Genomic DNA, 18,571 nt, shown 5'->3' on the forward strand with positions numbered 1-18,571 from the left:
GATTCTTCCTTTCACCAGATCATTCCCCGGTTTCACTCCGTCCGCTATGATTGATTGTATCAAAGGACGATCCAGGAAGGAAGATCGAACATGAAAGCAGCTGTTCAATTGATTCGCCATGCAACGATTCGGATTTGGTATGGAGGACAAGAGGTTTTACTCGATCCGATGCTGGATGATGCCGGGGCGCAGCCTCCGATTCACCATACAGCCAATGCTCTTCGAAATCCGCTTGTGACACTGCCGCTGGCCAAGTCTTCGCTAGTCCGGCCAGATGCCGTTCTGGTCACTCATCGGCATCCCGATCACTGGGATCTGTCGGCGGCCAGCAGCTTGGACCATGCGATACCCGTGTACACCCAACCCGGAACCGAGCAAGCTTTTCGCGATGAAGGCTTCACGTCGGTCATCGAAGTGCAAGCGTCCGAACGCATCGGAGAAGTGCTGCTGAGCCGAACTTCCGGTCGGCATGGGACAGGAGAGGTCGGGGAGCGGATGGGTCCGGTTTCCGGGTTTGTTCTTCAAGCGGCTGGTCTGCCGACGGTTTATGTAGCGGGGGATACCATTTGGTGCGAGGAAGTTCGGACAGCGTTGGATGAATTCCGTCCGGATTGGATCGTACTGAATGCGGGCGGAGCGCGTTTTCTCGATGGAGATGTAATCACGATGGAAACGGAAGATGTGGCTAAGGTAGCTCGTTACGCTCCCAAGAGTCGGATTATTGCCGTTCACATGGAAGCGATCAATCATTGCCACCTCACCCGGAACGAATTGAGAGAAGGGCTATTGCAAGAAGGGCTAACCGATCGGGTAATTATTCCTCAGGATGGAGAAACCATTGATCTTCTCTAGAAAGAGTGTTCAGTTCGGCGATTGCTGGGTATAAATAGGTGTAAGTCTGCCCATCAACGACGGACGGAGGAATCGGCAATGACGAACGGCGAAGCGAAGAGGTCGCCCTGGGCGTTCTTCAGCGGCCCCAATCTGGGGTATGTTCTGGAGCAATACGATCGTTATGTGGAAGATCCGCAGTCGGTAGACGTTACGTTTCGCAAGTCATTTGAAGAATGGGGGCCGCCGGAGACCGCTTCCGCAGCTACTTCTCGAAGGAAACGGGAAGAAGGAACTTTAAGCGAAAGGCTCTCCGGCATGGGCCTCGCCGATACGGCGGCAGATCGGTATCAAGCTGATAAGCTGGCGATTGCCATTGCCGCAGGCAAGCTGGTCTCGCAAATTCGTACATACGGCCACTTGGCGGCCGATACCGATCCGCTTGGTTTGCGAGCTCCATCCGACGCCAGCATACTGAGTCTTCAGACGTATGGATTGACGCGCGAAGCTCTGGAAAGGTTACCGGCTGAGCTTATCTGGGAGTATTCGAGTGAGAAAACGCCTAATAGTTGGGAAGCGATCGAGAGCCTGAAAAGGCTCTATTCGGGTTCCATCGCCTATGAATTCAGCCATGTTCATGAGCGGGAAGAACGGGAATGGTTGAACAGGAGAGTGGAAAGCCCGGGCGCTGTCGAGCCATTGTCTCGGGTGGAACGAATGGCACTTCTCACAAGTCTAAGCCGGACCGAGCGATTTGAGCATTTCCTCCACAAGACGTTTGTCGGCCAAAAGCGATTTTCAATCGAAGGCGTGGATATGCTCGTCCCGATGCTGGAAGAGATCGTTAAGATTTTTGCTGGCGGTGGCGCCCGGCATCTTCTGATGGGAATGGCTCATCGGGGAAGGCTCAATGTGCTGGCTCACATACTCGGAAAACCGTATGAGAAGATCTTCTCCGAGTTCCATCATTCTCCCAACAAGGATATGATTCCGTCCGAAGGCTCGATGGGCATTAACTTTGGCTGGACCGGCGATGTGAAATATCACCTGGGCGGCTTCCGAATGCTGAGGGAAGGCCGAGAGGCCGAGATTCGCATCACGCTTGCCAACAATCCGAGCCATCTCGAGTTTGTCAATCCGGTTGTGGAAGGCTTTGCCCGCGCCGCTCAGGATGACCGCAGCGAGAGAGGATACCCGCAGCAGGACTCAGGCAAAGCCGTTGCCGTGCTGATTCACGGAGACGCCGCCTTCCCCGGCGAAGGCATTGTTGCGGAGACGCTTAACTTTTCCAATCTGAAGGGGTATCGCAGCGGAGGAACTCTTCATATCATCGCCAATAACCGGCTTGGCTTCACGACGGAGAGCCGGGATTCCCGCTCGACCCACTACGCAAGCGATCTGGCGAAAGGGTACGAAATTCCGATCGTCCATGTGAATGCAGACGATCCGGAGGCCTGTCTGTCTGCGGTTAGGCTGGCCTGCGACTATCGGAATACGTTTGGGAAAGACTTTTTGATCGATCTTGTCGGTTACCGCCGGTATGGTCATAATGAATCGGATGATCCGGAAGCGACTCAACCGCTTATGGTTGGCAAGATACGCTCTCATTCATCGGTAGGGAAGCTTTATTCGGATCATTTGATCCGGGAAGAGGTCACTTCATCCGAGAAAGTCGATGAAATCAAACGGGAGATCGAGGAGTCCCTCCAAGACGCGTACGAGAGGATGAAGCGAGGAGCGGGGGCGGATGAAGGCGACTATCTCATCGAGCCGCTTGGCGGGCACCCACAAGAGAAGCTCTCGACCGGGGTGCCATTGGAGCGGCTTCAAGAGATCGGCCAAGAGCTACTGAAGTTCCCGGACGGTTTTGCGGTCTATCCCAAGCTGAAGAAAATACTGGAGCGGCGATCGGACAGTCTTCGCGAAGGCGGAAGGGTGGATTGGGCCTTCGCCGAAACGCTTGCATTCGCGACCCTTCTATCCGAAGGGACCCCGATCCGGTTAACGGGTCAGGACTCGGAGCGGGGGACGTTCGCTCACCGGCATCTGCTGCTTCACGACGAAGAGAATGGCTTGACCTATTCGCCGCTTCATCGCTTGATGCAGGCGGACGCTTCCTTTGCCATACACAACAGCCCGTTGTCAGAGGCTTCTGTGCTCGGGTTCGAATACGGATACAGCGTGTATTCTCCGGATACCTTCGTCCTCTGGGAGGCTCAGTTCGGCGACTTCACCAATGCGGCGCAGGTCATCCTTGACCAGTTTCTCTCCGTCGGCCGCGTGAAATGGTCGCAGAGCTCGAGCCTGGTCATGCTGCTGCCGCACGGCTATGAAGGGCAAGGGCCAGAGCATTCCAGCGCGCGGCTGGAACGGTTTTTGCAGTGCTCGGCGGAGGGCAACTGGATCGTCGCCAACGTCACGACAGCCGCACAATATTTCCATCTGCTGCGCAGGCAAGCCGCCTTGTGCCATACCGAATATGCTCGTCCGCTCATCGTAATGGCCCCCAAGAGCTTGATTCGCAACCGCTTGGTCGCTTCACCCGTCGAAGAGCTCTCCACAGGAGCTTTTCAACCTGTAATCGACCGCCTGCTGCCGGGGCAAAAAGAATCCGATGTCCGGAGACTCCTGCTTACCAGCGGAAAAATCGCCGTTGAGCTGGAGGAGACCCGACCAGCGGATTTGGCCGCTCTTCATCTGGTGCGAATCGAGCAGCTCTATCCTTTTCCTCAGAAGGAGCTCGAGCAGGTGCTCACGCGTTATCCGAACCTCTCGGAAGTGGTCTGGGTCCAGGAGGAACCGAAGAACATGGGAGCGTGGTCCTTCATGGACAACCGGATGAGGAAGCTGCTTTCTTCCGAAATGGCGCTGCGCTACATAGGCCGACCCTCCCGTTCCAGTCCGGCGAGCGGGTATCAGCATATTCACCGGTTAGAACAGCAGAGGATCCTTGCGGAAGCGCTAAAAATCGACGGGTAAGTGGGGAGGAGAAGCGGTATGGAGATCAAGATACCCGAGCTCGGAGAGTCGATTACGGAGGGAACCATCGCCAAGTGGCTGACATCAGAAGGTGAATCCGTTCGATTCGGCGATGCTCTCCTGGAGCTGGAGACGGATAAGGTCAATGTGGAGATTACGGCCGAAGCGGATGGAACCTTGGACAAAATCATCCGCAGGGAAGGGGAGACCGTTGCGATCGGTGAAGCCGTTGGAATCATCCGCCCGGAAGGAGCGACGCTTTCTGTAACTCCGGAAGAAGCGGGTTCGACACCGGGTAAGGTCGCTGCGCCTGCCCAGAAACCACCCGCAACTCAAACGCACGGCAGGATAGACGAGACAGAGACGGCGAGCGGCAGCCTATATTTGAGCAAAGAAGGAATCAGCTCCCCTTCGGGGGCCGAGGCAGTGGCCCCTCCCTCTATACGCAGGCTAGCCCGGGAAAAAGGAATCACCACTCAGGAAGCCCGGCTGCTCGCCGCTCGCGGCCATGAGCCGGGAGCCTTGATCGCGGCTGAACGGGAACTTAAGCCAGGAGAGGGAAAGGCAGCGCCGGCGCCGGAGATCGAGAAAGTCAAGACGGCTTCCGTCGTGGATTCGGCAGCGACGGAGAAGCCCGTTGAGCGGATTCGAATGACAAGGAGAAGACAGACCATTGCGGCAAGACTGGTGCAAGCGCAACAAACCGCCGCAATGCTCACCACGTTCAACGAAGTGGATATGACCGCTATTCTGGATATTCGCAAGCGAAGGAAGCAGGAATTTCACGACCGATTCGAAGTCGGACTCGGCTTCATGTCCTTTTTCACCAAAGCGGTGATCGGGGCACTCAAGCGCTTCCCGCTCTTAAATGCGGAGATCGACGGCACAGATATCCTCGTGAAGAAGTATTACGACATCGGGATCGCCGTATCCGCAGAGGAAGGGCTCGTCGTTCCGGTGGTGCGCGACGCAGACCGGCTCAGCTTCGCCGATATCGAGAAGCGCATCGCCGAGTTAGCGGGGAGGGCGCGCAGCAATACGCTGTCGCTTAACGATCTGAACGGAGGGACCTTCACCATCACGAATGGGGGAATATTCGGCTCGCTCTTGTCCACTCCGATTCTGAATGCCCCGCAGGTGGGGATCCTGGGGATGCACACCATTCAAAGGAGACCGGTCGCCATCGATGAAGAACGGATGGCGAACCGACCGATGATGTATATTGCCCTTTCGTATGACCATCGGATCGTCGACGGAAGCGAAGCGGTTCGCTTTCTCCGTACGGTCAAAGAGCTTTTGGAGGACCCGGAGAAGCTTTTGCTGGAAGGATAGAGAGCGCCGAGGCGGCTTGACATGCCGACAATTTCTGCGGCACAATGGGCTTAAAGCGTGTTTGCATACCCGACCTTCGGTCGTGCGACTCTCACCTGTTATTCGACTGTTTCATGGGTTTGCAAACACGCTCTAGGAACGCGAAAGAAGGGATTGCCGGATGACCGAGAAGCAGCAGGAACAGGATATGGTCGATGCCATGGCGCAAAGCGGCTGGAGAATCACGGATCAGCGCCGCTCGCTTGCGAGAATCTTTTCCGGAACAGAGGGGTATCTCTCTCCAAAGGATGTCTATGATCAAATGCGGCTCACCTACCCGGGTGTGAGCTTCGATACCGTATACCGCAATTTGCGAATGCTGAGCGAGATGGGCGTGCTGGAGCAGGTCTATTTTCAAGAAGGCGGATTAAAGTTCAAAGCTAACTGCCTTCATCATCATCATCACCACTTGATCTGCGTAAACTGTGAGAAGACGCTCACCTTCGATTACTGTCCCATGAATCAGATGCTTTCCTTGCCGGGCAACTTTAAAATCATCAATCATCGGTTTGAGATCTACGGCTTGTGTGAGGAATGCCGCCAGGACGGGGTTTCATCCCTGGATTAATCCGGGGGTTTGCGCCAACTTCATACTCCTACTGCCCTTTGCAGCCTAACCGCAGAACGCAGGATCGAATCGTCGATCAAGCTCTGCGGTTTTTTCGTTTCATGATGAAACTTAGGACGAAGGTTCGACGTCTTTTTTAATGAGAAGATAAGGGGAAGAGGTGAGAAGCATGAGTAAGACGAAAACATGAGCGATCTTAACAAAAACTTCAATCATTCGTTCCTTTCCTTCGGGCAGCGTATTTGTCACCACTCAAAAATGTCGAATAATGTCGAAAAATTATTCATAACTTTCCATTCCTATGTGTAAAAGAGAGAAAAGGAGATCGACCCGTCATCATGAGCAATCCTTCCCCCACCCCATGGATCCCTTCTGTCTGCCTGATTGTCTGTCGGATAGGCGGTGAATCCGCATGAAACAGCCGCAAGCTTCATCCCTTCGTTACATGGGCGGCCTAGATGGGCTCCGGGCGATCGCCGTGCTTATCGTCATTTTGTACCATTTGAATACGCGGTGGGCTCCCGGCGGTTTGCTCGGAGTCGGAATCTTCTTTGTCCTGTCCGGCTATTTGATCACAGACATCCTCATCTCCGGCTGGAAAAAGAACGGCTCCTTCGAGCTTAAAGATTTTTGGCTTCGACGCGCCCGAAGGCTCTTGCCAGGCATGTTTACCGTTCTTGCGGCCGTCCTGGCATGGACCTCCTTCACGGGCGCTGCCATTCCCTCTCTAAGAGGGGACACCCTTGCCTCTCTCTTTTACGTCAACAACTGGTGGCTCATCTTTCACAAGGTTTCATACTTTGATAGCTTTGGGACTCCGTCGCCCTTGGGCCATCTTTGGTCGCTTGCGGTAGAAGAACAGTTTTACGTGATCTGGCCTCTCGTTTTGGCATTCGCCCTGCGGACTCCTCCGAAACGGGGCAGACTTCTTGCTCTCACCTTGTCGATTGCAGGGATATCCGCTCTTCTGATGAAGCTGCTGTTCGAACCGGGTATGGACCCGAGTCGCATCTATTACGGGACGGACACCCGAGCGTTCGGCATGCTGATCGGCGCCGCACTTGCTATGATTTGGCCGAGCGCCCGTCTTTCGGCGGACCGCATTCGTCCGGCAACTAAGCTCGCACTGGACGGAATCGGGATCACCGCTCTTGCCGCCATCCTGGTGATGGTAGGGCACACGGATCAATACAGCGAATCGCTGTATCCCGGTGGCTTGCTGCTCTTGTCTATCCTTACGGCTGTGCTGATTGCGGTCCTGGCCCATCCGGCGAGCCTTCTCGGTAATCTGCTTGGAGCAAGGCCTCTGAAATGGCTCGGCAAACGGTCTTACGGCATTTATCTTTGGCATTACCCGGTAATTGTCCTCACAACTCCGGCTATTCATACGGAAGGTCCTTCGATGGTGCGCGTGATCTTACAAGTCGCTGCCACCCTCGTCTTCGCGGCCCTCTCTTACAAATACATCGAAAATCCGATCCGTCACGGAGCGCTGTCACGACTGCGGAAAAGCTTGTCAAATGCAAAAGGAAGAAGACTCATCCTGAGAAGAGCCGGTTATCTCTTTATCGGATTTGCCTTGTTCTTCGGCGGAGCATCTCAGGTGTTCCCGAGCGCCTTGGCAAGCGGCATGGATGCGGGAACGAAGCAGGAAACGAAACCAACACCTGACAACACGCCAAGCCCTTCCGTCACACCGAGCCCTAGTCCGGCGGTTACCCCTTCAGAAGGAGTCGTTTCCGAGAAACCAGCTAAACCGGCAGAAACGGGAACGGAATCTACGAAGCCGACGGGGTCCCAATCGACTCCAGGCAGCGGAAAGCCTTCTTCAGGCATTGGCAAGGCCCCGACCGCCAGTCCTTCCAAAGCCCCCACCGCAACACCTGAGCCGGAAAAACCGAAGGATGATGGAGAGAAGGGCTCGCCGGATGGGACTCATCCCGCGTCCCCAACGCCCGGTTCACCGAGTTCGGCACCGAACAGCCCTTCGCCCAAACCCGGCGCCACGCATTCGAAAGGGAAGGGGCAAGGAACAACCGCCATCGGCGATTCCGTTATGCTGGATGCGGAACCCTATTTTCAAGAGCTCGCCCCTGGAATATCCGTCGACGGCAAGATCGGCCGCCAAATGTGGGATGCCCAGGAGATCGTCGATGGGCTTAAAGAGTCAGGTTCGCTCGGGAAACGGGTGATCTTCAATCTGGGAACAAACGGAGCCTTCACCAAGAAGCAATTGGAAGCCCTGCTCGATTCCTTGAAGGAAGTTGACCAGGTGATCTTTGTTAACGTGCGGGTTCCCCGGCCTTGGGAGTCCAATGTAAATTCCATGCTCTCTCATGTCGTCCCGAATTATGCAAATGCCACCCTCATCAATTGGTATGAGGCGAGCGCCGGCCATGACGAGTACTTTGCACCCGACGGCGTTCATTTAAACCCTTCCGGAGCAAAGGCATACGCCAAGCTGGTTTACGCTGAATTCCAATAATCGACCCCCAGGCTGTCGCTACGATGCGGCAGCCTGTTTTGCTTGGCTTAACGAGAAAAATGTAATGAAAAATACACCGTTTTCCTGTAAGCTGATGGAAGAAGTTTGCCTACACGGAATAAGGAGCGGACGAACAGCTATGAAGCCCTTTCAAAAGGTTTATCTCGAAATCACCAGTGTCTGCAACCTGTCCTGTTCCTTCTGTCCGCCTACGGAACGGCGCGCGGAGTTCATCAAGCCCGATGAGTTCCGCCGCCGCCTTCAAGAAGTGAAGCTGCATACCTCGCTTGTTGCTCTTCATGTGAAAGGCGAGCCGCTCTTGCATCCAAAGCTGGATCATTTGCTCGACGCCTGCAAGGAAGAGGGGCTGCAAGCGGTGATCACAACGAACGGAACCTTGATCGGCAAAATGCGGGACAAGCTTCTCGGCAAGCCGGCTCTCCGTCAGGTGAACCTATCGCTGCACAGCTTTGAGGGAAACGATCCCGAGCGGCTTGACGCTTATTTGGCCCCTCTCTTTGCATTTGCCAGAGATGCGGCAGATTCCGGAATCCATGTGTCCTTTCGGCTATGGAATGGAGAAGAGAAGGAGGAAGGCGCTTCGTACTGGTCACATAACCGTCTGCTGTTGGAACGCTTGTCTGCGTACTATCCGACCGCGGGGGAGTTGTCGCGTCCGCTTGCTCCGGGAAGCGGGATCAAGCTGGCAGAGCGGGTCTATCTCAACCGCGATCTCGTCTTTGAATGGCCAAGCCTGAACGCTCCCGAGGACGATGGAGCGGGATTTTGCTATGGGCTGAGAACCCAAGCCGCTGTCTTGGCTAACGGCACGGTAGTTCCCTGCTGTCTGGACGGAGAAGGCGTCATCAATCTGGGGAATCTTCAGGAAGCATCCTTTGCCGACATTATCGAATCGGAACGGGCACTCCGTTTGAAGGAGGGATTTTCCAGACGGACAGCCGTTGAGGAACTGTGCAGGAAGTGCGGGTACCGGAGAAAATTTGGCTGAACGCTGTAGGGATAAGGCATGTGTTCAAACCGCTTAGAGGAACGAAATGGACAGTAATGGCCGTTTGAATTTGAGCTAAAGCGGTTTCTTTTTGGCATAATCCGAAGAGTCTACTTTCCGGCTACCCGTTTATTAACTCGGCCTGGCAAATTCCGGAACGTTTTTCTTCGTTCCCCGTATCAATCATCGGGAATCACGCCGCGTCCAAGAGGACGAACAGGCGAAGGATAGGAGGGCTGAAGATTGGATAACGGAATCGATGTCGTTCTGTATCAAAAGCTGGAGACAGGAGAGCTGTTTCTGCTGGAGGAACGGACCTGGAACACGAACATGGTCGCGGCTTTGGAGCACATCAATTATCTGATTGTGGATGGTCAAGAGTACGAAACGCTTGAAGGGCGGCTGAATGTGGATACGAATAAGCTTGAGCTGCTCCTGGTGTCGGTAAGGCATGATTGAGGCAAGAATAGGGGGAAAGAGCGCAATGAACGAAGAGAGTCAAAACGAACGCCGCCCTGACCAAGCTGCTCCTGCGACAGCTCAGAAAGCGATGACGGCAGTCGATCTTACACCGATCGGAGCGGTATCGCCTGCAGGCGGGTCACCGGAAGGCAAGCCGTTAAAGGTGCTGTCCACGTCCCTTGGGATCGCGTTGTTTGCGAATGCGTTTCTTGGAACGGGAGCGGCGGTAGCCGAAGCGAACAGCTCGGCCGCATCGGCGGATGAGCCGCAGCTTGTTTCCTGGTCAACGGAAGAGGTGAAGGCGTACTTCGACAAGAATGCCGACTGGAGCCTTCCCCTTGAAGAAATTGAGAAAAATCAAGAAACCGAAGGAGCTTCTGGCGGATCGGGAACCGGGACGGGGACTGGATCGAACACAACCGTGATCAATCAGTACGGAGGCTACCACTCAGGTTTCGGCTGGGATGACGTGCTTTTGTACCACATGCTGTTCAACAGCGGTGCACGTTATTCGACAACGAACTATTACACGGATCACAAAGGCTATTACGCGGGAAGCAATCGCACCTACAAACCCGCAACGTATTCCAGCGATAAATTCCAGAATAAAGCAGTGGCGGGTTCAGCCGTTAAACCGAAGACATCCTCCACAAGCGGCACCTTCAAAAAGCGGGCGACGTCTTCGAAATCGGGAAGCATCGGAGGAACCTCAAGCAGTCTTAGCTCATCGAGTTCCAGCAGCAAATCAACCAGCAGCTCCAGCTCATCGAAATCCGTCAGCAAATCCAGCTCCAAATCGAGCTTTTCCAGCTCGAAGTCGACCAGTCGGGGGAGCTTTGGCGGATGACAATCGGAGAAGGAAGCCCAGTTTTTACCGTAACGGGGCAGCCACGGCCTGATCGTGATCGGCTTGTTCAAGAGCTGGCTGACATTGGCTTTACCTGGGCCGATCTGGAGGAGGAAGCTTATTGGATCGATCAGATCGTGCTCCTGGATCGATCGGTCTATGAGGAGCTTGAAGCTGCGGCAGCCGTGCTCTGGATCGTTCTCGACAAAGCAGCCCGTTACGTGCATCGAAATCACGTTCTCTATGATCTGATCGGTATTCCTGAGGTCCTCTGGAAAATGCTTGATGTTTGCCCGCTGCCTCCTCCCGGCTTGATCAGCCGGTATGCGCGGTTTGACTTCGCAGTCAGCGATGCGGGGGAACTCAAGCTATTGGAGCTGAACGCGGATACTCCAACCGGCTATGTGGAGGCCTCCATCGCCACTCCCTGGCTCTGCAGGCAGGCCGGAATCGAATGTGTGAATGATGGAATGGCGGATGCCGTCCACGATGCATGGGCGGAATATCGTCCCGATACGGTCGCTTGTGTCGATTATGGAAGCCACTTGGAGGATACTGGCACGGTTGAAGCGCTTGCCCGTCACAGCGGTCTTGAGGTGCAATTTGCCGACTGCCTCGATCTCTCCATCGACAAAGGCATCGTGAAGGACGCAAACGGCCGAGAGATCGACCGAATGTTCGCCCTGTATCCGAAGGAATGGATGGCCGTCGATGAGGGGGGAGAAGCGCTCGCCTACGGGATCGAAACCGGCCGCATCGCTTTGTTCAACCCGCCGCACAGCATTCTGCTGCAATCGAAGGGACTTGTGGCGGCGGCTTGGGGCTTATACGAGCTCGGTCTTCTGTTCACGCCGGAAGAGCGCGCCGCTATCGAACGCTATCTGCTGCCGACGTACAACAAGGCGGTCTTCTCGGGCAGCTTCGTATCCAAATCGATGTTCGGCCGCGAAGGCGGTTCTGTCCGCATGTATGACCGGCAGGGAAACCTGGAGATCGAAGACCAAGACGGCTTCGACACCAGCACCTTATTCCCGACAGTGTTCCAGAAAAGGGCGGAGCTTGCCCGCGTCGAAACAGCGGAAGGAGAGCTTCACCTCTTGACCGGACTGTTCATGCTTAACGGGAAGCCCTGCGGCTTGCTCGGCCGTGCGGGCGGGCCGATCACTGGCAATACGAGTCATTTTATACCTATAGGGGTGAGATCATCATGCAAGTAGAGAGTCGGATATCGGAAGTAGGCGCAGCTACAAGCAAGCGCCGCTCCCGCCTGAGCCGAACCACGTTAGGGATGGCGGCAGTGCTGCTCGCTGTCGGGTTGACGGCGTGCACGAATAATCCCGACAGCGTCTTCAGCACCGTCGAGAGCAAGGAAACGACCGCTTCGGCGGATGTCGAGAGCATCCCTTGGGATTATCGAATCGTTGAGAATACCGTAGGCGATCTGGTAGGCAGTGATATGACCGTTCTACCCGACAATGAGCTGCTGCCGAACGACGACAACTACGCTACTGGAGACAAGATCTGGACCATGCAGTACATGGATGCGCAGATGAGCGTCAACGAAGAACAGCGGACCGACATCAAGCTATCCGCCTGGAACACGATCAAATCTTACAAGGAAAAAGCCAAGGCTGAAGAAGATTTGGCGAATTTGAAGGTAACGGTTAAGACGGATGTCGGAGTTGTTGGAGTCTACAAGACGAAATACAAGGACAAAACGCGCAACTTTGCCGTGCTGGAGCTGCCATCGGGCAATCAGGTCAAGCAGCCGATTGATGATGACCGGTATAAGAAGCTGGAAAAAGCGAAAACGGCCGAAGTCGTTCTCGAGCAGGTTCATGATTTTACGGATTATGACGCGGCATATGCCAAATTCCGGGGGTGGGCGAATTAATGGTTGTCTTGAATATCGTCGTTAGCGTAGTGGTCATTATTTTGTTGCAATTGCTGGGAATGGTCATCTTTCATTGGATGACGCCGTTCAATGATATGGAAGAGTTAAAGAAAGGCAATGTTGCGGTGGGGCTCGCGCTCGGCGGGAAGTTCCTTGCTACAGCAATCATTCTGGGAGTTGCCGCTTTCACCAATACGTCCATCTGGTTCATGATGCTTTGGTTCGCCATCGGCTATGTTTGCTTGATCGCGGCCTATTGGATTTTTGAGCTGGTCACTCTCGGCTTCAACGTCTCCAAGGAGCTGGAAAAGGGAAATGTCGCCGTCGGGATTATGCTGTGTCTGGTTTTCATCGGAAGCGCTTTTGCGGTGAGCAGCTTGATCATTTAATAGAAGGCGGGAACGGCCTTGCATTTTATTGTGCGTCTCACGAGAAGCATGCTTCGGGTGAGCAAAAAGCATCTCGGCATCCTCATCGTTTCGTTCGTATTGGTCAGCGCCAGCTTGGCCTATTTGCTGGAGCCGGATACGTTTGGCAACTGGTTCAATGCGTTTTATTGGGTGCTGACGACGATGGCTACGGTGGGCTACGGCGATTATTTTGCTCACTCCGCGGTTGGTAAGGGCTTTACGATCTTTTTGTACATTTTCGGAATCGGTCTGCTAAGCCTCGTCATCGGCAAGGTGATCGACGGGTTCGGATCGGTTCACCGTCAGAGGAGAGCAGGAGAATTGACCTTTCGTGGCAAGGATCACATCATCATTATCAATTGGAACCGAAAAGCGCAAGCAGCCGTGGAGGAAATTGCCGCCTATCAAGCTGATCTGCCCATCGTTCTGATCGACGAATCCGGTCAGCATCCGATGGAACAGCTGCCGGGTGTCCACTTTGTCAAAGGCGATCCCTCTGACGATGAGGTGCTGATCAAGGCGGGAATTACCAACGCGAAGGCGGCCATCGTTTTTGCAGACCTGCGCATCGACGAGACGTCGCTCGCCGACGGAAAAACGCTGCTCATCGTCTCCAGCATCGAGCGGATCGCTCCGAAGGTTCACACGACCGTAGAAATTCTTCTGGAGAAGAACATCCAGAATTTCCGACATGTTCAGGTGAACGAGTTTATCTTGTCGCATGATGCGATTTCGCGCCTTGCCGTCCGGGCTGCTCTGCAGGAAGGAAACGCCGAGGTGCTTCAGCAGCTCATCAGCCGCCAGCATGGCGACGATCTCTATGAGGTTCCGGCTGATCCGGCCTGGAGCACCTATGCGGACGCGTTTCACGGTTTTCTGCAACAGGGAGCGACCTTGCTCTCCGACCGCGGCGATCTCAGCATCAATCGCAAGCTTGGCGAGCGGATTCCAGCGGAAGCGCGGCTCTATGTCGTTGCGGATGAGGACACCTATCGAAGAATAGTGGGCGGACGCCGAACCGGTTCTTGATGAAGGACAAACCTTGCATGACCCATTTGACCCGCACGACACGACTAATGCCCGCACGGCGGGGGGAGAGTATCTTCCCCGCTCATGCGGGTTTTTCTTTATCTTCGCAAGCCTTCGAGGCAGAAGTACATGAACCAAAGGCCAACTCCTTCCTAGACTTTGGTCGCGGTTTCGCCCTCAACCCGGGTTAGAAGACAATCGCTTCCGAAAGCTCTATTCTGATCAAGGAAACCTACATAGAAGACAGTAGTAAGCCAAATCAAAAAAGAGAGTGGAAGGAGCCATTATCATGAACCGCATTACCCGTTGGTCTTTTCGCAACAAATCGGCGGTCGGCCTATTGATTGTCATGGTCCTCGTCGTCGGCATTCTGAGTTATTTCCGTCTGCCTATGGAATTGGTGCCGTCAGCGGACGATACCACGCTAACTATCACCGTCATTGGACCGGGCTATGACGCCAAATCGATGGAAAGCGAGGTTACCGCTCCGTTAGAGCAAGCCTTAAACGGGCTAAAGGGCAAGAAGAATGCCTTCTCCACATCCGGAGATGGGTACACGAAGATCGACCTGTATTTTGAGTCGGATACGAAGATGAAAGAAGCTAAGCAGGAAGCCGAAGAGGCCCTCAGTCAGGTTCAGCTTCCGGAACGAGTATCGAAGCCCTACGTCATGCAATATAACACCAGCATGATCCCGATCTCTCAGCTCTCCATCGCGTTCGCAGACGGATTGTCTTCCAAGGAACAGGAACAGCTGCAGAAGGATGTCGTGAACCAGCTGCAAAAAGTCAAAGGCGTCGCTAACGTCATGCTGGACGGAAAAAGCGCCCCTGTCGTATCGGTTAAGGCCGATCCCGCAAAAATGGCGCAAGCCGCGGTTCCCTATCAAAACTTGTTCACTCTCCTGCAGGGGCGGAACAGCTCGGTCTCCGCAGGTGAGCTGACATTGGATGGCCAAAGCGGTAACCTGCAGGTCACGTCCTCCTTAAGCAGTCTGGATGCTTTGAAGGATTTGCCGATCCTGCCGGGCGTACCCTTGAAGAATGTAGCGGATGTCACCACCAAGGATGTCACGGAAAGCATCAGCCGCTTGAATGGCAATGATGCACTGTTCGCCGCGGTCAATAAAGAAGCGAAGGCCAATGCCGTTACGGTCAGTAAGGAAATCGCCAAGACGGTTGAACGGTTGAACAAAGAATACAGCGGGAAGCTGCAGATGGACATCTTCTTCGATACCTCGGACTTTATCGTCGATTCCGTAAACAGCATGATGCGCGAGGTGCTGCTCGGCGCGCTGTTCGCAACGATCGTCATTCTGTTCTTCCTGCGCAGCCTGCGGATTACACTCATCACGATCGTTTCCATTCCGCTGTCTCTAGCGCTTACCCTGTATCTGCTGAGTCTATCCGGCGTCACGCTGAACATCATCACCCTCGGCGGGGTTGCGGTTGCCGTCGGCCGTCTCGTAGACGATAGCATTGTCGTCATCGAGAACATCTACCGGCGTCTGCAAAAGGAGAAATTCTCCGTCGACATGCTCATCGATGCGACCAAGGAAGTGGCAACGGCCATCACGGCATCGACCATCACGACCGTCGCTGTCTTTCTGCCGATGGGGCTCCTCAAGGGCAACATGCAAGCCCTGCTGCTGCCGTTTGCCTTGACGGTCACCTATTCGCTTCTCGGATCCTTATTTGTCGCCTTAACGGTAGTTCCTCTGCTCGGTTCGGTGCTGTTACGCAAGGCGCCATTGAAGGAGCATAAGCCGCCGCAATCGTTCATCCGCTTCCTGGATTGGAATTTGCAGCACAAAGCTATTCCGCTCATCCTGGTTCTTGTCGTCTTCGTCGGCTCGATCGCCGCTTATATCAAGCTGCCGAAGGGAGCTGTCAGTACCCAGGATTCCACTTTCATGAGCGTGGAACTGAACTATCCGAGCGATACCCCCGTAAGCAAGGTTATCGAAGAGGGCAAGCGCCTGGAAAGCTACCTGATCGCACAGCCGGAACGCAAATACGTTCTGATGCAAAGCGGAAACAGCTCGGAGAATGCCAAATGGGGATCTGTCGTCTCCCCAACCCTTGTCAGTTACTCGATCATTCTCAAGGATGGAAAGGAAGCCAAGGCGTTTGAGGAGCGCATAAAAGCAACCAAGGATCAATATCCGGGCGGTACGCTAACGGCTGGAGTACTGAATCTAATGGGAGGAAGCTCAACCAGCGTCTATGTGGATATCGTCGGCGATGACGCATCCCAACTCGGTGCGGTAGCCAAGGAAGCCGTTGATAAGATCAAACCGGTATCCGGCGTGGATAAGGTGGAAAGCAACGAGCAGAATACGAAGCCGGTCTTCAAGATCGAAGTCAATCCGTCTGAGGCAAATGGCTCGGAAGTCGCACAGCAGCTGCAAGGCATGCTGAATCCGATCCCGCTTGGAACGATCACGCTGGAGAACCGCACATCCACCGTCCAATTGGAGCCGCTTGCCTCTCCGCAGAAGCTGGATGAGCTCAAAAATCTGACCATCACCACGGCTGCAGGACCGGTCTCTCTCACCCAAGTGGCATCGATTCACTCCGAGAACGAGCCGAGTATGCTATACCACAAGGATGGCAAACCGTATGTCCGCATCTCCGCTCAGGCCGATCCCAACAAGCTTTCGGAAGTAGGGAAGGACATTCAGAAAGCGGTGGATCAGCTGACTGTTCCGAAAGGTGTTGACGTTCTTGTCGGGGGTGCGTCTGCGGATCAGTCCTCCGATATGTCCAGCTTGTTCATGGTGCTTCTCGTCTCGATCGGTTTGGTTTATCTGATCATGGTTCTAACTTTCAAGACGCTGCGCGCGCCCTTTGCCATCATCATGTCTCTGCCGCTCGCAGCAATCGGAGCCGTCATCGGGCTGATCGTAGCACGCGTAACTCCGGATTATACCGCAATCTTCGGCGCATTGATGCTCGTGGGCATCGTCGTGACGAACGCCATCGTGCTCATCGATCGGGTGAAGCACAACGAAGAGCACATGTCCATTCGCGAATCGCTCCTGGAAGCGGCCGGCACCCGGATGCGGCCGATTCTAATGACCGCGCTCGCCACCATTTGCGCTATGCTCCCGCTGCTGTTCGGTGAAACCGAGATGGGCAGCATCGTATCGAAGAGCCTCGCCATCGTCGTTGTCGGAGGATTGACCGCTGCGACCTTCCTTACACTGGTCATTGTTCCTGCTGTATACGAGCTGCTGCACTTCCGTAAATCGGCGCGTCAACGTCGAGAAGGAACGGCTGCCGTTGCCGCCGTTGCCGCTGCTCAAGATACTTCGACCTTCTAACTAGAACTTTCGCACATGTGCGAAGATACTAAACTCATTATGATGGCAGTATAATGCGAGCGCACTTTTGTTGCTCGGGTAGACGGCAGGGGAACCGGTGATGGTTCCCCTGCCGTTTTGCATGGTTTAAAAGCTTCTTCCCTGGGTAAGGTGAGAGTAACGGGATAGTCCCATGTGGGGTATCCGATATTTGATCCAGAGCGAGGAGGGGCCGCGTTGATCAAGAACAACAAGAAGAAGGCTTCTCAAGAGGAGCTTCGGGAGAACATTCGCACGAGCGCCGAAGAGACGAAGAGCAAGCTGAGGGAGCTGTCGGAGAAAATGAATGGGATTATCGGCAAGCTGAACGAGATGCCGGATGGCTTCGGCCTGCCGCTCGCTCGCCGTTCTCGCGATTTGGCGATGGATTCCGCTCACTCCCTGCATCCTTCTGGAAGAGGTGGTACTCATGGGCTCCATCCATCAGGTTTGGGCGGCACACATGAACTCCATCCCTCGGAACGCTTGCTTGTAGAGGAATGGAATCGGTCGAATTCGCGTGAACCTTAAAGAGCTGGAAGCCCTATCAGGCTGATGCTGTCAGTATAGGGATCGCAGAAACGAACGAAATGAAACCGGAAGCGAGCTTTTCTGCTTCCGGTTTTTTTGATTCGCGGAGATTTCAAAGGAAGGATTTCGGTTTGAAAACACGCTCCAGGCATATGTATCAGGTAGGAAAGGATTATCGGGAGGAGAGGAAGCCGTTATGACGTTCAAGCTGCCGGGTGATCAAGTGTCTCTGATGACCGTTCGGCCGGAAGATGCCTCGCGAATTGCAGCTTGGCTCAATGATCTGGAAGTGACCCTGCCGCTTGGAGGAGAGGCATACACGCCAATTTATGCCGAACGGATGCGCAGGGAAATCGAAAGCGACGGACAAAGCCATTCGTTTCTCATCATCCACAATGAGAGCGGGCTGCCTATTGGCCGATGCTTGCTGTTCTCTCTGGACTTCATCAACAACAGCGGCAAGCTTGGTATTTTCATTGGAGACAAGGAGTACTGGAACAAGGGGTACGGGAAAGAAGCCCTGACGCTGCTCCTCGATTATGGCTTCAACCTGCTGAACTTGAACAGCATGATGCTCGGAGTGTTTGCTTTCAATGAGAAGGCGATTCGTTGTTATCATAACGTGGGCTTTAAAGAGATCGGAAGGCTAAGGCAAGCCCGGCTTATTGCCGGCCACTATCACGATGCTATTCTGATGGACATACTGGCGGGGGAATTTACGGCGGGGAGACTCGGTTCGATTATCGAGCAATCCGGTGCACGCTCAGCAGAGAACACCGCCGAATAAGAAGAGGCTGTTGAACTCGACAGCC

15 protein-coding genes are annotated in these 18,571 nt (G+C 54.4%); all 15 read left to right on the plus strand.

Translation table 11 applies throughout. The features are described 5' to 3' along the window. Positions 1–90 precede the first annotated feature (90 nt). The 15 genes from BN2684_RS21120 to BN2684_RS21190 all read left to right on the plus strand — a co-directional run bounded on the left by BN2684_RS21120 (position 91) and on the right by BN2684_RS21190 (position 18,546). Positions 91–852 carry an MBL fold metallo-hydrolase gene (locus tag BN2684_RS21120; protein ID WP_058304064.1) on the plus strand — a complete coding sequence of 254 codons (762 nt, stop codon included), beginning with the start codon at positions 91–93 and terminating at the stop codon, positions 850–852. A 78-nt stretch (positions 853–930) separates the two neighbouring features. Continuing rightward, the gene (locus BN2684_RS21125) at positions 931–3,810 is read left to right on the plus strand and encodes a 2-oxoglutarate dehydrogenase E1 component (RefSeq protein WP_058304065.1); all 2,880 of its coding nucleotides are present in this window, start codon (positions 931–933) and stop codon (positions 3,808–3,810) included. 18 nt (positions 3,811–3,828) lie between these two features. Continuing rightward, positions 3,829–5,142, plus strand: a complete 1,314-nt coding sequence (odhB, locus tag BN2684_RS21130) for a 2-oxoglutarate dehydrogenase complex dihydrolipoyllysine-residue succinyltransferase (protein ID WP_058304066.1) — start codon at positions 3,829–3,831, stop codon at positions 5,140–5,142. A 160-nt stretch (positions 5,143–5,302) separates the two neighbouring features. Then, positions 5,303–5,749, plus strand: a complete 447-nt coding sequence (locus BN2684_RS21135) for a Fur family transcriptional regulator (protein ID WP_058304067.1) — start codon at positions 5,303–5,305, stop codon at positions 5,747–5,749. A gap of 412 nt (positions 5,750–6,161) precedes the next feature. Further along, the gene (locus tag BN2684_RS21140; RefSeq protein ID WP_058304068.1) at positions 6,162–8,234 is read left to right on the plus strand and encodes an acyltransferase family protein; all 2,073 of its coding nucleotides are present in this window, start codon (positions 6,162–6,164) and stop codon (positions 8,232–8,234) included. Between the two features lie 139 nt (positions 8,235–8,373). Then, entirely contained in the window at positions 8,374–9,243 is an 870-nt protein-coding gene (locus BN2684_RS21145; protein WP_058304069.1) for a radical SAM/SPASM domain-containing protein, read from the plus strand. Between the two features lie 243 nt (positions 9,244–9,486). Then, positions 9,487–9,702 (plus strand): hypothetical protein, encoded by a 216-nt coding sequence (locus BN2684_RS21150; protein WP_058304070.1) that lies wholly within the window; start codon positions 9,487–9,489, stop codon positions 9,700–9,702. A 25-nt stretch (positions 9,703–9,727) separates the two neighbouring features. Beyond that, a complete protein-coding gene (locus BN2684_RS21155) occupies positions 9,728–10,552 on the plus strand; it encodes a hypothetical protein (RefSeq protein ID WP_316245527.1) in 825 nt (274 codons plus the stop codon). Continuing rightward, positions 10,549–11,769, plus strand: a complete 1,221-nt coding sequence (locus BN2684_RS21160) for a glutathionylspermidine synthase family protein (RefSeq protein ID WP_058304071.1) — start codon at positions 10,549–10,551, stop codon at positions 11,767–11,769. The genes BN2684_RS21155 and BN2684_RS21160 overlap by 4 nt, the downstream gene beginning before the upstream one ends. After that, positions 11,760–12,446 (plus strand): hypothetical protein, encoded by a 687-nt coding sequence (locus BN2684_RS21165; RefSeq protein ID WP_058304072.1) that lies wholly within the window; start codon positions 11,760–11,762, stop codon positions 12,444–12,446. The genes BN2684_RS21160 and BN2684_RS21165 overlap by 10 nt, the downstream gene beginning before the upstream one ends. After that, a complete protein-coding gene (locus BN2684_RS21170) occupies positions 12,446–12,835 on the plus strand; it encodes a DUF350 domain-containing protein (RefSeq protein WP_058304073.1) in 390 nt (129 codons plus the stop codon). Before BN2684_RS21165 ends, BN2684_RS21170 begins: the two co-directional genes overlap by 1 nt. A gap of 48 nt (positions 12,836–12,883) precedes the next feature. Next, the gene (locus tag BN2684_RS21175) at positions 12,884–13,885 is read left to right on the plus strand and encodes a potassium channel family protein (RefSeq protein ID WP_234340329.1); all 1,002 of its coding nucleotides are present in this window, start codon (positions 12,884–12,886) and stop codon (positions 13,883–13,885) included. A 289-nt stretch (positions 13,886–14,174) separates the two neighbouring features. After that, a complete protein-coding gene (locus tag BN2684_RS21180) occupies positions 14,175–17,210 on the plus strand; it encodes an efflux RND transporter permease subunit (protein ID WP_058304075.1) in 3,036 nt (1,011 codons plus the stop codon). 216 nt (positions 17,211–17,426) lie between these two features. Beyond that, positions 17,427–17,759, plus strand: coding sequence for a hypothetical protein (locus BN2684_RS21185; protein ID WP_058304076.1), 333 nt, complete (start codon positions 17,427–17,429; stop codon positions 17,757–17,759). Positions 17,760–17,955: 196 nt separating this feature from the next. Further along, positions 17,956–18,546: a GNAT family N-acetyltransferase gene (locus BN2684_RS21190; RefSeq protein WP_058304077.1), complete on the plus strand. Its 591-nt coding sequence runs from the start codon at positions 17,956–17,958 to the stop codon at positions 18,544–18,546. Positions 18,547–18,571 lie beyond the last annotated feature (25 nt).

Source organism: Gorillibacterium timonense (genome assembly GCF_001457415.1).
Taxonomy (GTDB): Bacteria; Bacillota; Bacilli; order Paenibacillales; family NBRC-103111; genus Gorillibacterium; species Gorillibacterium timonense.

Coding starts and splice junctions, on each gene's coding strand:
- BN2684_RS21120 (WP_058304064.1), top strand. CDS start 91: ATGAAAGCAGCTGTTCAATTGATTCGCCATGCAACGATTCGGATTTGG.
- BN2684_RS21125 (WP_058304065.1), top strand. CDS start 931: ATGACGAACGGCGAAGCGAAGAGGTCGCCCTGGGCGTTCTTCAGCGGC.
- odhB (WP_058304066.1), top strand. CDS start 3,829: ATGGAGATCAAGATACCCGAGCTCGGAGAGTCGATTACGGAGGGAACC.
- BN2684_RS21135 (WP_058304067.1), top strand. CDS start 5,303: ATGACCGAGAAGCAGCAGGAACAGGATATGGTCGATGCCATGGCGCAA.
- BN2684_RS21140 (WP_058304068.1), top strand. CDS start 6,162: ATGAAACAGCCGCAAGCTTCATCCCTTCGTTACATGGGCGGCCTAGAT.
- BN2684_RS21145 (WP_058304069.1), top strand. CDS start 8,374: ATGAAGCCCTTTCAAAAGGTTTATCTCGAAATCACCAGTGTCTGCAAC.
- BN2684_RS21155 (WP_316245527.1), top strand. CDS start 9,728: ATGAACGAAGAGAGTCAAAACGAACGCCGCCCTGACCAAGCTGCTCCT.
- BN2684_RS21160 (WP_058304071.1), top strand. CDS start 10,549: ATGACAATCGGAGAAGGAAGCCCAGTTTTTACCGTAACGGGGCAGCCA.
- BN2684_RS21165 (WP_058304072.1), top strand. CDS start 11,760: ATGCAAGTAGAGAGTCGGATATCGGAAGTAGGCGCAGCTACAAGCAAG.
- BN2684_RS21170 (WP_058304073.1), top strand. CDS start 12,446: ATGGTTGTCTTGAATATCGTCGTTAGCGTAGTGGTCATTATTTTGTTG.
- BN2684_RS21175 (WP_234340329.1), top strand. CDS start 12,884: ATGCTTCGGGTGAGCAAAAAGCATCTCGGCATCCTCATCGTTTCGTTC.
- BN2684_RS21180 (WP_058304075.1), top strand. CDS start 14,175: ATGAACCGCATTACCCGTTGGTCTTTTCGCAACAAATCGGCGGTCGGC.
- BN2684_RS21190 (WP_058304077.1), top strand. CDS start 17,956: ATGACGTTCAAGCTGCCGGGTGATCAAGTGTCTCTGATGACCGTTCGG.